Genomic DNA, 12,301 nt, shown 5'->3' with positions numbered 1-12,301 from the left:
GCACCCACGTCGGCGGTGGCCGACCGAAGGGGACACCCGATGGATTTCGACCAGGACGAGGATCACGACGCACTGCGCAGGGGCGTGCGCGAGCTGATCGCCCGCTACGACGACGCGTACTGGTCGGCGTGCGACGCCGAGCACCGCTTCCCGACCGAGTTCTACCGGACACTCGCCGACGGCGGCTGGCTCGGCGTGGCGATCCCGGAGGAGTACGGCGGCGCCGGGCTGGGCATCACCGAGGCGGCGCTGCTGCTGCAGGAGGTCGCCTCCTCGGGTGCGGCGATGAACGGCTGCAGCGCCATCCACCTCACGCTGTTCGGAATGAACCCGCTGGTCAAGCACGGGTCCGCGGAGCTGCGCCGGGAGCTGCTCCCCCGGGTCGTGTCCGGCGACCTGCACGTGTCCTTCGCGGTCACCGAGCCCGACGCCGGCACCGACACCAGCCGCATCACGACCCGCGCCCGCCGCGACGGCGACGGTTACGTCGTGGACGGGCGCAAGGTCTGGATCACCAAGGCCCAGCAGGCGGAGTACCTGCTGCTGCTGACCCGCACCACCCCGTTGGAGGACTGCGCCAAGCGCACCGACGGGATGACGCTGTTTATGGCACCGATGGACCGCTCTGCCATCGACGTCCGCGAGATCCCCAAGATGGGCCGCAACGCGGTCAACTCCAACGAGCTGTTCATCGACGGGCTGCGGGTGCCCGAGGCGTGTCGCATCGGGGAGGAGGGCCAGGGCTTTCGCTACCTGCTCGACGGTCTCAACCCCGAGCGCATCCTGCTCGCCCACGAGTCGGTCGGCATCGGCCGTTCGGCGGTGGACCGGGCCGTGACCTACGCCAGGCAGCGGGTGGTGTTCGACCGGCCGATCGGGCAGAACCAGGGCATCGCGTTCCCGCTCGCCGAGGCGACGATGCGGCTGGACGCGGCCGAGCTGGTGGCGCGCAAGGCGGCGTGGCTCTACGACCGCGGCCGGCCCTGTGCCCGCGAGGCCAACTCGGCGAAGTACCTGGCGGCCGACGCGGCGTTCTTCGCCGCCGACCGGGCGGTGCAGACGCACGGCGGGTTCGGCTACGCCGTCGAATACCACGTGGAGCGCTACTTCCGGGAGGCGCGGCTGATGCGGATCGCGCCGATCTCCCAGGAGATGGTGCTCAACTACGTGAGCGAGCACGTCCTCGGCCTGCCCCGGTCCTACTAGGGTCGGCTCGCCCCGACAAGGCGTTCCCGGCACCCGGGGGTCGGCCCGGATCGGCCGACCGCAGACATGTCACCCACTGCGCTCCCGAGCACTGGAGACGATCACGCAGGAGCCGACCCCGTCATCCGGCCGGACGCCGTTCCGCGAGCGCGGGCGGATCGTCGACGCCCTGAGCGCGGCGGCCGGACGCGCCCCGATGTATCAGACGGCGTTCTGATGGCCGCCGGGGTCCGCCTCGACGGGCGGGTCGTGCTCGTCACCGGGGCCAGTCGCGGGGTTGGGCCGCGGATATGCGCTCGACCTGGCCCGCCGCGGCGCCGCGGTCGCGCTCAACGCCCGTGACGGGGACGCACTCGCGGCGCTGCGCGCGGAGATCGAGACGGCGGGCGGTCGGGCCGCCGTCGCCGCTGGCGACGTCGGCGCTCCCGGCGTGGCCGAGCGGGTGCTGGAGGCCGCGGCCGCGCTCGGCCCGCTCGACGCCGTGGTGAACAACGCGGGCGTCAACCGGGACCGGACGGTGGCGAAGATGTCCGACGAGGAATGGCACTCAGTGATCACCGCCAGTCTCAACGGCACGTTCTTCGTGTGCCGGGCGGCGGTACGGGCCTGGCGGGCCACCGGGCGCGGCGGCCGGATCGTCAACACCGCATCGGTCGCCGGCCTCGTCGGGAACGTGGGCCAGGCGAACTACGCCGCGGCGAAGGCCGGGATCATCGGCTTCTCGCTGAGCCTCGCCCGCGAGGTCGCACCGTCCGGCATCACCGTCAACGTCGTGTCACCCCGAGCGGTCACCGACATGAGCGGTTGATCCCGCCCGAGCGCCGCCGGGCCTTCTACGAGATGCAGTCCCGCACGAACACCCTGGGCAGGCCGGGCACCCCCGAGGACGTCGCGCCGGTGATCGCGTTCCTGTGCAGTGCGGAGAGCGCCTACCTGACCGGCCAGACCCTCACGGTCACCGGCACCCCGGGGACGTCGGTGGGATGACGTCCCCGGGGTAGCGAGGGTCAACCCGCGTAGAGCGCCTCGATATCCGCCGCGTACTTGGCCGCGATCGGCTTGCGGCGCAGCTTGCTGGTCGGGGTCAGCTCGTCACCGGCCGGCAACCACTCCTGCGCGAGCAGCTTCCACCGCTTGATCTGCTCGATCCGCGACAGCGTGGCGTTCGCCCTGGCGACGCCGTCGCCCACCTCGGCGATCACCGCCGGGTCCCGGGAGAAGGCCGCCAGGTCCGAGCCGTCCAGGCCGTGGGCGGCGGCGAACGCGGGGACCGCCTCGGCGTCCAGCACGAGGATGGCGACGTTGTAGGGCCGGGCGTCGCCGAAGCAGACCGCCTGGCCGATCAGCGGGCTGCCGGACTTGAGCGCTGCCTCGTGTTGGCGGGCGACATGTTCTTGCCGCCGCTGTTGATGATCAGCTCCTTCTTGCGGTCGATGATCGTGAGGTAGCCCTCGGCGTCGATCCGGCCGACGTCGCCGGAGTGCATGAAGCCCTGCTCGTCCACGGCCTCGGCGGTCTTCTCCGGCTGGTTGCGGTAGCCGCGCATCACGATCGGGCCCCGGACGAGCACCTCCCCGTCCTCGGCGAGCCGCACCTCCACCCCCGGGAGCGCCGTGCCGCAGGTGCCCAGTTTGATCCTTCCCGGCGGGTTCCAGGTGGCGATCGGCGAGAGCTCGGACATGCCCCATACCTCGGCCATCATCAACCCGAGTGCGGCGAAGAACTGGTGTACCGGCATCGGCGTGGGCGCGGCGCCGACCAGCCGGACCTCGGCCGCGTCGAGGCCGAGCTTGGCGCGCAGCGGGGCCAGCACCGCCGCCTCCCCCGCGGCGGCCCGGCGCGCGGTCGCCTCGTCGAGCGCGGTGCCGGCCTGCTCGGCCCGTACCCGTGCGAGGTGGGCGTCCATCGCGTCGTCGAAGGCGGCCCGGAACTCCGGCGGGGCGGCCGCGACCTGCGCCTCTACCGCGGCCTTGAGCTTCTCCCACACCCGGGGCACCGCGAGGAAGATCGTCGGCCGGCACTCGGCGAGGGCCGCGGCCAGCCGGGACGGGTCCGGACAGCAGGTGACGGTGTAGCCGAGGTTGTTGGCCAGGTAGATGCCGATCGTGCCGGTCGGCGATGTGCGCGGCGGGCAGGTAGGACACGACCCGGCCGCCCGGCTTGATCGGCCAGGTGCGCACCAGCATGTTCCACTGCGCCACCAGGTTGGCGTGGGTCAGCTCGACGCCCTTGGGCGGCCCGGTGGTGCCCGAGGTGTAGATCAGCGTCGCCACGTCGCCCGGCTCGACCCGGGCGCTCACCTCGTCGAGGTCGAAACCCGCGTGTGCGGCCGCGACCAGATCGTCGAGGGTCAGGGTCCCGTCGTCGCCGGCCCCGTCGATCACCACGATGTGCTCGACGGAGCCGCCGAGCGCCAGCGCCGCCTGGGCGACCGGGAGGAACTGCCGCTCGGTGACGACGACCCGGTTGTCCGCATCGGAGAACAGGTAGCCGACCTGCTCGGCGGAGGAGGTGTTGTACACCGAGAACGGGGCGGCGCCGAGGTACTGGGCGGCGGTGTCGACGACGAAGAACTCCGGCCGGTTGGCCAACATCAGCCCGACGCTGTCGCCGCGGCGCACGCCGAGACCGGCGAGCCCCCCGGCGACGTCGGCGACCCGGTCGCGGTACTGGCTCCAGGTCAGCGTCCGCTGCTCGCCGACCGTGCGCAGCGCGATGTCGTCGGCGAATCGGGCTGCCGTCCGGGCGAACACCTGGGGCAGCGTCTGCGCCCCGTCGAGCGGCAGCGGCTCGCCGCACAGGGGTGAGCGAACCAGGTGTGGAGCTGTGTCGGTGGTCGCGGTCACGGGTCCTCCTCATCGAGCGAACGTGACGCACGTCGCCGGGTACGTTAGGGGCGGCAACTCGCCGTGCCAGCCCCCGAACGGTCTGATCCGCATCCTCGGCCGCAGCGACGACTCCGGGTCCGCCCGCGTGGGGTCAGCCCGCGGCGAACCAGACCGACTTCTCCCGGGTGAAGTGGCTCATCCCGGAGAATCCGCCCTCGCGGCCGAACCCGGAGTTCTTGTACCCGCCGAAGGGCACCGCGGGGTGCAGCAGGTTGTAGGCGTTGATCCAGACGTTCCCGGCCTCGATCCGGTCGGCGAAGCGCAGGGCGCGGTCGATCCGGGCGGTGAAGACACCCGATCCCAGCCCGTAGGTCGCGTCGTTGGCGATCTGCAGCGCCTCCTCCTCGTCGGCGAAGGACATGACCGACAACACCGGGCCGAAGATCTCCTCGCGCGCGATCCGCGCGGTCGGCTCGACGTTGTCGAACACCGTCGGGGTGACGTAGAAGCCGGGCAGGTCCGGCCTCGCCCCGCCGGTCACGAGATCGCCGCCCTCGTCACGGCCGACCTGCACGTACCCCTCGATCCGGTCCCGGTGCGCGGCCGAGATCACCGGACCGAGCACGGTCGACTCGTCGGCCGGGTCGCCGATCCTCAGCCCGTCGGCCGTGGCGACCACGGCGTCGAGCAGTTCGTCGTGCACGGCGCGGTGCACGAGCAGGCGCGAGCTGGCGGTGCACATCTCCCCGGCGTTGAGGAAGATCCCCAGGAAGGCCGCCTTGGCTGCACCCGCGATGTCGGCGGCGTCGAACACGACCAGCGGCGACTTCCCGCCCAGCTCCATCGTGCAGGTCTTGAGCTCCCCGCCCGCGGTGGCCGCCACCTTGCGCCCGACCGCGTCCGAGCCCGTGAACGACACGTGGCCGACACCGGGGTGGCGCACCAGTGCCTCGCCCGCCGCCGACGCGGCGTCGGTCACCACGTTCACCAGCCCCGGAGGGATGCCGGCCTCCAGCGCCACCTGGGCGAGCGCCAGCGCGGACAGGGACGCGAGCGGCGACGGCTTGATCACGATGGCGTTGCCGGCGGCCAGTGCGGACACCGCCTTCCCCGCCGCGCCGACGAGCGCGAAGTTCCACGGCGTGATGCCGGCGACGACACCGATCGGCTCGCGCAGCACCATCGTCACGAACCGGCCGGAGACCGGGATGGTGCGGCCCTCGAGCTTGTCGGGCATGCCGGCGTAGTAGCGCATGTTCTCCATCAGCATCGACCCGTCCACGGCGCGGGCCGTGGCGATCGGCTTGCCGACGTCGAGACTCTCGATCTTCGCGAGGTCCGCCACCCGTTCCTCGCAGAGGTCGGCCCACCGCCGCAGCAGCCCGGCCCGGGTGGCGACCGACCGCCTCGCCCAGGCGCGCTGCGCCTCGCGCGCGACCCCGACGGCGTGGTCGACGTCCGCCGCGCCGGCCGCGGGGAGCCGCGTGATCACCGACCCGTCCGCCGGGTTGTGCACCGCGAAGGTCTCGCCGCTGCGGGCGTCGAGCAGTTCCCCGCCCACGACCATCCTGTCGACCAGCAGCGCGGGCGTCGGGGCGGCGTCGGTCACCTGGGTCATGCGGGGCCTCCCTGGGCCAGATCGAGCACGGGTCGTTCGGCACTGCGGTTCGACACGGCGTCGGCGAACGCCGCGTCGATGTCGTCGAGGGCGTAGCGGTGACCGGAGCCGAGACGGGTGATGACGGGGTCGGTACGCAGGTCGCCGAGCATCCCGACGACGTCGCGGAGGATCTGCGGGTCGTAGAGCGCGACCCCGACCAGTGAGATGTTGCGCATCAGCAGTGCCAGCGCCGGCACGTGGAACACGTCGGAACCGCGGGTGATCTGCCCCATCTCGATGTAGCGGCCACCGCGGGCGAGCATCCGGACCCCCTCGTCGACCACGCCCGGCACCCCGGCGACCTCCAGGACGACGTCGGCTCCCCCGCCGGTGAGCTCCCGCACCCGCTCGACCCGTGCTGCCGCGTCACCGATCTCGGTGAGGTCGACGGTGGCGTCGGCACCCAGCGCCGTGGCGGCGGCGAGCCGGTCGGCCATCGCGTCGACGGCGACGACCAGGCCCGCCCCCATCCGCTTCGCCGCGGCGACCGCGTAGAGGCCCAGCCCACCGGCGCCCTGCACGACGACCCGCTCGCCCGGGCCGACCCCGCCGCGCACCAGCCCCATCCAGGACTGGGCAGCCGCACAGTTCGCGCTGATGCCGTGCTCGGGTGTCATCCCCTCGGGGAGTCCGAGCACGTACTGGCCGCGGCGCAGGTGGTAGTAGTCGGCGAAGCCGCCGACGAAGTGCGGCGGTCGCGACGGCGGGCGCAGCAGGCCGCCTATCACCTGCTCGCAGGCGTTCGCCCGGCGCTGCGTGCACGCGTGACAGCGCCCGCACGGCCGGAAGTAGGCGAAGACGATCGGGTCGCCCTCGGCCAGCGGCTGCCCGGCGGAGTCGGAGGTGACCCCGGAGCCGAGCCGCTCCACGTGGCCGACGGTCTCGTGGCCGAGTAGCAGGCCGTTCGCCGCGAGGTCCTCCACGACCGGGTCCTCACCCCGCCAGTAGTGCACGTCCGAGCCGCAGATGCTCGTGTAGTCCAGCCGGGCGAGCACCTCGCCCGGCCCGGGGTCGAGCACCGGGTACTCGGCCAGCTCGAAGGGCTTCCCGGCGCCGAAGAAGATCGCAGCGCGCCCCGTTGCTCCCATGCGGTCCCTCTCGACACGGTTCTCCCGATCGGCCACGGTCGACGGTAGGTCGCGGTAGTGCCGGGCGGATGACGCGATTCGGGACACACCCGGTCCCCGTCCGGCCGGCCCACCGGAACGTCGCCGCCCGGAGCGGATCCCGGCCGTCGGCCGTGGTCGAGCCCGACGGCGAGGCGATGCCGTCCCGCCGCGCGGCGCGCCGCGACCGGACCGGACCGAGGAGTGCCTTCGCCGTTCCACCGTTGTACGCTAACGGCCGTTAACATGCTGTCCGTTCGACGAGGAGCGCATATGGCACACCACCATCGGTACCTGTCGCACCCGGTCATCGGGAAGGGCGCCACTTCATGACCGCGGCGATGCCGGCTCCGCTGGAGATCGCGGGTACCGGCCGGCTCGCCGGCAAGGTGGCCATCGTCACCGGAGCGGCGGGTGCCGGCATCGGCCAGGCCGTCGCCCGACGCTACGCGGCCGAGGGCGCCAGGGTCGTCGTGACCGACGCCCACGCCTCCCGGCCGGCGCAGCTGGCCAAGGACATCGAGGACGCCCACGGCGTCGAGACGATCGGCATGACCGTCGACGTCCGCGATCCCGAGCACATCGCGGCGATGGTGCGCGCGGCCACCGACCGGTGGGGCCGCATCGACGTGCTGCACAACAACGTCGGGATCAACAAGCTGGCCCCGATCTGGGAGATGGACGACGAGACCTGGGACTTCGTCCAGGACATCTGCCTCAAGGCCGCCTTCCGCACGCTGCGCGCGGTGCTGCCGGCGATGATGGAGCAGGGTTCGGGCTCGATCGTCAACATGGCCTCGGTGGCCGGGTACATCGGGTCGACGATGGGCGAGTCCGCCTACTGCGCGGCCAAGGCCGGCGTCATGGGTCTCACCCGCGCCGCGGCCGCCGAGCTCGGCCCCAAGGGCGTACGGGTCAACGCCATCGCGCCCGGCCTGATCTGGAACCCCTTCCTGGAGCGCATCTACCCGCCCGGCGAGCTGCAGAAGCTCGTGGAGCCCGCCGCGCTGGGCCGCGCCGGCCAGCCCGAGGAGGTCGCCGCGCTCTCGCTGTTCCTGGCGTCCGACGAGTCCAGGTACATCACCGGAGAGGTGCACACCATCTCCGGCGGCATGTACTACAAGGCATGAGCACCTACGGCGTGTCGGTCCTCGGTGCCGACCTGAGAACGCTCGTCGACACGGCGCAGGCCGCCGACCGCGCCGGCTTCGACGCGGCCTGGGCCTCGGAGTTCTACTCCCGCTCCGGGTCCATCTCGATGGCGGCGATGGCGGGCCGCACCGAGCGCTGCCGGCTCGGTTCCTCGATCATGTACGGCATCGGGCGCAGCCCGCTGGTGCTGGCCACCGAGGCCCGCGACCTCGACGAGCTCTCCGGCGGCCGGGTCGTGCTGGGCCTGGGCAACGGCACGAGGCGGATGATGAGCGACTGGCACAGCGTCGCCGACACCTCCGCGCCCGCCCTGCGCATGGAGGAGCTCGTCGGGCTGATCCGCCGCATCTGGAACCTGCACGAGGGCCCGGTGCGCCACGAGGGCCGCTTCTACCACATGAACCTGGTGCCGACCGGCGAGCTCGAAGCTCCGCAGCGGACCGTCCCGATCGTCACGGCCGGGGTGCGTCCGCGGATGTGCGAGGTCGCGGGCCGGGTGGCCGACGGCCTCGCCGGGCACCCGCTGTTCACCACCACCTACGTGGAGGAGGTCGTCCGCCCGGCCATCGCGAAGGGGGCCGCGCACGCCGGGCGGGACCCGCGCGACGTCGAGCTGATCTCGATGGTGATCTGCGCGATCCACGACGACCCCGAGGTCGCGCGGCGCGAGGCCGCCCAGCAGATCGCCTTCTACTCCTCGGTCAAGTCCTACGACACGGTGCTCGACGTCAACGGCTTCACCGCCCAGGGCGAGGCCATCCGGGAGGCGTTCGGGCGCCGCGACCTGCCCGCGATGTACGCCGCCGTCACCGACGACATGATCGACACGATGGCCGTGGCCGGCACCGCGGAGCAGGTGCGCGCCGGGCTGAAGCGCTACGAGGGGGTACTCGACCACATCATGCTGTACTCACCGTCCATCGGGCTGCGCCCGCAGCGCGTCCAGGAGAACCTCGACAGCATGATCCGCGAATGCGCGCCCACCGCAGGAGGCGACGGAGATGACTGACGCCTCGCTCGCCGGCCGGGACCTGGGGACCATGACGTTCCCGGTCGACCGGTCCAAGGTCCGCGAGTTCGCCCGTGCGCTGGGCGATCCCGACCCGGTCTACACCGACGTCGACGCGGCACGCGCCGCGGGCTTCACCGACATCCCGGTGCCGCCGACGTTCGTCGTGTCCAGCGCCCACTGGCGGGAGGAGGACAACATGGTCGCCACCCTCGGGCTCGACCTGCGCCGCGTCCTGCACGGTGAGTGCGGCTGGGAGTACCACGGCCCGGTGGTGGTGGGCGACGAGCTCACCGCCTCGCGGCGGGTGTCCGGCGTCAGTACGCGCGAGGGCAGGCGCGGCGGGACGATGACCATGGTCTCGATCGAGACCGACTTCACCAACCAGCGCGGCGAGCTCGTCGTGCGCCAGACCGACGTGCTCGTCGAGACCGGAGGCTGACCCCGATGAGCAGCAGCACCCGGGTGACGACCCCCACCGCCCCCGTCGCCCTCGCCGTCGGCGACGAGATGCCGGCCTCGGAGTTCGGCCCGCTGACCCGTTCGCACATCGTCCGGTACGCCGGCGCCGGCGGGGACTTCAACCCGATCCACCACGACGAGGAGTTCGCGCGCTCGGCCGGGATGCCCGGGGTGTTCGGGATGGGCCTGCTGCACGGCGGACTGCTCGGGCAGCGGCTGGCGGCCTGGGTGGGTCTGGCCGCCGTCCGGGCCTACCGGATCCGCTTCACCGGTCAGGTCTGGCCCGGCGACGTGCTGGGCTTCACCGGCACCGTCACCGACATCCGCGAGCAGGACGGCGAACGGCTCGCCGACCTCGCGCTGGTCGTGACCCGCCAGAACGGCGACCCGGCGATCAGGGCGACCGCCGTCGCCCGGATCGCCTAGTGCGCGGCGGCCTACCAGCAGACCGGTCCGGTTCTCCGGCCGGACCACACCACCGACGGAAAGGACGACCGTGAGCACTGCGACCACCGACGTCACCGGTCTCGGGATGGCCTTCGGGACGATCGAGGAGGGCTGGGCCTGGGCCGGTCGCACCTCGGAGCCCAAGCAGGCCTGGTTCCCGATCGACCGGTCGATGGTCCTGTACTACTGCTCGCTGGTGGAGGACGCGAACCCGCGGTACTGGGAGGGTGACGAGTGCCCGCCCGGCCTGCTGATGACCTTGGGCTTCAACCCGCAGTGGACCCCCGAGCACCTGCACCGCGACGACTCGCTGTTCGCGCTCAACGTGCCGCTGCCCGGACACCACATCATCAACGCCTCCACCACCACCGAGCTGGAGCGAAGGCCGCGGATCGGCGACCACGTGTCGATCGTCGAGGAGATCGTCTCGGTGTCGCCGGAGAAGACGACCCGGATCGGCACCGGGGTGTTCATCACCTCGCTGACCACCTACAGCGACCAGCACGGCGAGGTCATCGCGCGCAACACGAACGTGCTGTTCCGCTACGACATCGCCGACCCCGCAGCCGGGACCGAGGAGCAGGCATGACCACCAGCACCGCCGCGGGACTGCGGTTCGACGACGTCGCGGTCGGCGACGAGATCACCCCGGTCTCGATCCCGGTCACCTACAAGCGGATCTGCATGAACGCCGCCGCCACGTGGGACTGGTTCCCGGGCCACCACGATCCCGAGTACGCACGCAGCCAGGGCCAGCAGACGATCTACCTCTCGACCCTGTTCTTCCACGGCTTCATCGACCGCGGGCTCGGCGACTGGGCCGGTCCGGACGCGCTGCTGCGCCGGCGCAAGATCTCGATGACCAGGTCGATCTACCCGGGACAGACCGCGACCCTCACCGGACGTGTCGTCGGCAAGCGCGAGGTGGACGGCACCGGCCTGGTCGACCTGGAGCTGATGGTCTCCAGCGAGGAGGGGCCGTGCGTGCCCAGCGAGGCGACGCTGCAGCTCCCGACCGGGCAGGGGTGATCATGGATTCCGACGGGCGACGCGGCATCGTCTCCTACGGCGCCTACCTCCCCTTCCACCGCCTCGACCGGGCGGCGATCCGGGCGAGCCTCGGCCAGGGCGGCGGCACGGGCACCCGCACGGTGGCCGCCTACGACGAGGACTCGACGTCGATGGGCGTCGAGGCCGCCCGCCGGGCGCTGTGGGGCGCACCCCTGCCCGAGTCGCTCTACTTCGCCACCACCGCACCCGCCTACGCCGACAAGACCAACGCCACCGCGATCCACGCGGCGCTGGGCGGCAGCCGGGAGGGTTTCGCCACCGACCTCGGCGCGGCGGTCCGTGGCGCGTCCGGTGCCCTGCGGGCCGCCGCGGCCACCGGCGGGATGGCCGTGCTGTCCGACATCCGGACCGGGCGTCCCGGCTCGGCGGACGAGACGGCCGGGGGCGACGGCGCCGTCGCGTTCGCGTTCGGCACCGGCGAGCGGGTCCTCGCCGAGATCGTCGCCCAGGCCTCGGTGTCCGCGGAGTTCCTGGACCGCTGGAGGGTGCCGGGCGAGCCCTACAGCCGGGTGTGGGAGGAGCGCTTCGGCACCCAGGCCTACCTGCCGCTGATCAACGATGCCGTGACGCGGGCCCTGAAGTCCGCGCAGCTCGAGGCGCCGACCCACGTCATCGTGTCCTCCCCCCAGGCCCGGGCGGCCCGGGCGGCGCTCGGCGCGTTCCCGAAGCCCTCGCGCGCCGACGCGCTGGAGCAGGAGGTCGGGTTCGCCGGTGCCGCGCATGCCGGTCTGGTGCTCGCCGACGTCCTGGACCGGGCCGCGCCGGGTGACACCGTCCTGCTCGTCGTGGCCGCCGACGGGGCCGACGCCACCGTCCTGCGGGTGACCGACGCGATCACCCGCCGCCCCACCGGCGACGGGGTGCGCGACCAGCTCGCCGTCTCCCGGGAGGTGTCCTACCCGGACTTCCTGACCTGGCGCGGGTTCCTGGACCGCGAGCCCCCGCGCCGCCCCGACCCGGAGCGACCGGCCGGACCGCCGGCGGCGCGCTCGCAGCGCTGGAAGTACGCGTTCGAGGGTTCGCGCTGCCTGTCCTGCTCGACGGTCAACGTCCCCCCGCAGCGGGTGTGCGTGCACTGCGGCGCCGTCGACCGCGCCGAGCCGGTCCCGCTCGCGGCCACCCGGGCCACCGTGGCCACGTTCACCATCGACAAGCTGGCCTTCTCCCTCGCCCCGCCCGTCGTCGACGTCGTCATCGACTTCGACGGCGGCGGCCGCTACGGGTGCCAGCTCGCCGACGCCGACCCGGCCGCGGTCGCGATCGGCGACCGGGTGGAGATGACCTTCCGCCGCTTCCACACCGCCGGCGGCGTGCACAACTACTTCTGGAAGGCACGTCCCGTCAGGAAGGAGCACTAGTC

13 protein-coding genes and 2 pseudogenes are annotated in these 12,301 nt (G+C 72.6%); 10 read left to right on the top strand and 5 right to left on the bottom strand.

Annotation, left to right across the window (positions count from 1 at the left end; translation table 11 throughout):
- Positions 1 to 39 precede the first annotated feature (39 nt).
- From I4I81_RS29825 to I4I81_RS31310, 3 genes and pseudogenes are all read left to right on the top strand, one after another.
- Positions 40 to 1,206, top strand: coding sequence for an acyl-CoA dehydrogenase family protein (locus I4I81_RS29825; RefSeq protein WP_218600701.1), 1,167 nt, complete (start codon positions 40 to 42; stop codon positions 1,204 to 1,206).
- Positions 1,207 to 1,480: 274 nt separating this feature from the next.
- A pseudogene (locus I4I81_RS29820) lies at positions 1,481 to 2,014 on the top strand (SDR family NAD(P)-dependent oxidoreductase); the annotation flags it as partial.
- Positions 2,011 to 2,193, top strand: coding sequence for an SDR family oxidoreductase (locus I4I81_RS31310; RefSeq protein ID WP_218600699.1), 183 nt, complete (start codon positions 2,011 to 2,013; stop codon positions 2,191 to 2,193). The pseudogene I4I81_RS29820 and the gene I4I81_RS31310, both read left to right, overlap by 4 nt.
- A gap of 20 nt (positions 2,194 to 2,213) precedes the next feature.
- On the opposite strand, the gene I4I81_RS29815 is transcribed toward I4I81_RS31310, so the two are convergent.
- The 5 genes and pseudogenes from I4I81_RS29815 to I4I81_RS29800 form a co-directional block, all read right to left on the bottom strand.
- On the bottom strand, positions 2,214 to 2,549 hold the full coding sequence (locus I4I81_RS29815) for a hypothetical protein (protein ID WP_443690140.1): 336 nt from the start codon (positions 2,547 to 2,549) through the stop codon (positions 2,214 to 2,216).
- Positions 2,549 to 3,298 carry an AMP-binding protein gene (locus I4I81_RS31305; protein WP_267460775.1) on the bottom strand — a complete coding sequence of 250 codons (750 nt, stop codon included), beginning with the start codon at positions 3,296 to 3,298 and terminating at the stop codon, positions 2,549 to 2,551. The genes I4I81_RS29815 and I4I81_RS31305 overlap by 1 nt, the downstream gene beginning before the upstream one ends.
- 79 nt (positions 3,299 to 3,377) lie before the next feature.
- A pseudogene (locus I4I81_RS31300) lies at positions 3,378 to 3,959 on the bottom strand (AMP-binding protein); the annotation flags it as partial.
- A 226-nt stretch (positions 3,960 to 4,185) separates the two neighbouring features.
- Positions 4,186 to 5,652 (bottom strand): aldehyde dehydrogenase family protein, encoded by a 1,467-nt coding sequence (locus I4I81_RS29805; protein WP_218600698.1) that lies wholly within the window; start codon positions 5,650 to 5,652, stop codon positions 4,186 to 4,188.
- Positions 5,649 to 6,782, bottom strand: coding sequence for a zinc-binding dehydrogenase (locus I4I81_RS29800; RefSeq protein ID WP_218600697.1), 1,134 nt, complete (start codon positions 6,780 to 6,782; stop codon positions 5,649 to 5,651). Before I4I81_RS29800 ends, I4I81_RS29805 begins: the two co-directional genes overlap by 4 nt.
- 347 nt (positions 6,783 to 7,129) lie before the next feature.
- Between I4I81_RS29800 and I4I81_RS29795 the strand changes: the two genes are divergently transcribed.
- From I4I81_RS29795 to I4I81_RS29765, 7 genes are all read left to right on the top strand, one after another.
- Entirely contained in the window at positions 7,130 to 7,930 is an 801-nt protein-coding gene (locus I4I81_RS29795; protein ID WP_218600696.1) for an SDR family NAD(P)-dependent oxidoreductase, read from the top strand.
- Positions 7,927 to 8,961, top strand: coding sequence for an LLM class flavin-dependent oxidoreductase (locus tag I4I81_RS29790; protein WP_218600695.1), 1,035 nt, complete (start codon positions 7,927 to 7,929; stop codon positions 8,959 to 8,961). Before I4I81_RS29795 ends, I4I81_RS29790 begins: the two co-directional genes overlap by 4 nt.
- Entirely contained in the window at positions 8,954 to 9,403 is a 450-nt protein-coding gene (locus tag I4I81_RS29785) for a MaoC family dehydratase N-terminal domain-containing protein (protein WP_218600694.1), read from the top strand. The genes I4I81_RS29790 and I4I81_RS29785 overlap by 8 nt, the downstream gene beginning before the upstream one ends.
- Before the next feature lie 5 nt (positions 9,404 to 9,408).
- Positions 9,409 to 9,849 carry a MaoC/PaaZ C-terminal domain-containing protein gene (locus I4I81_RS29780; RefSeq protein ID WP_218600693.1) on the top strand — a complete coding sequence of 147 codons (441 nt, stop codon included), beginning with the start codon at positions 9,409 to 9,411 and terminating at the stop codon, positions 9,847 to 9,849.
- Between the two features lie 70 nt (positions 9,850 to 9,919).
- Entirely contained in the window at positions 9,920 to 10,459 is a 540-nt protein-coding gene (locus I4I81_RS29775) for an FAS1-like dehydratase domain-containing protein (RefSeq protein ID WP_218600692.1), read from the top strand.
- Positions 10,456 to 10,899: a MaoC/PaaZ C-terminal domain-containing protein gene (locus I4I81_RS29770; RefSeq protein WP_218600691.1), complete on the top strand. Its 444-nt coding sequence runs from the start codon at positions 10,456 to 10,458 to the stop codon at positions 10,897 to 10,899. Before I4I81_RS29775 ends, I4I81_RS29770 begins: the two co-directional genes overlap by 4 nt.
- Positions 10,851 to 12,299, top strand: a complete 1,449-nt coding sequence (locus I4I81_RS29765) for an OB-fold domain-containing protein (RefSeq protein ID WP_218616480.1) — start codon at positions 10,851 to 10,853, stop codon at positions 12,297 to 12,299. The genes I4I81_RS29770 and I4I81_RS29765 overlap by 49 nt, the downstream gene beginning before the upstream one ends.
- Positions 12,300 to 12,301 lie beyond the last annotated feature (2 nt).

The sequence above is a fragment of the Pseudonocardia abyssalis genome (assembly GCF_019263705.2).
Classification (GTDB): domain Bacteria; phylum Actinomycetota; class Actinomycetes; order Mycobacteriales; family Pseudonocardiaceae; genus Pseudonocardia; species Pseudonocardia abyssalis.
This window is presented reverse-complemented; position numbering and strand designations above follow the sequence as displayed.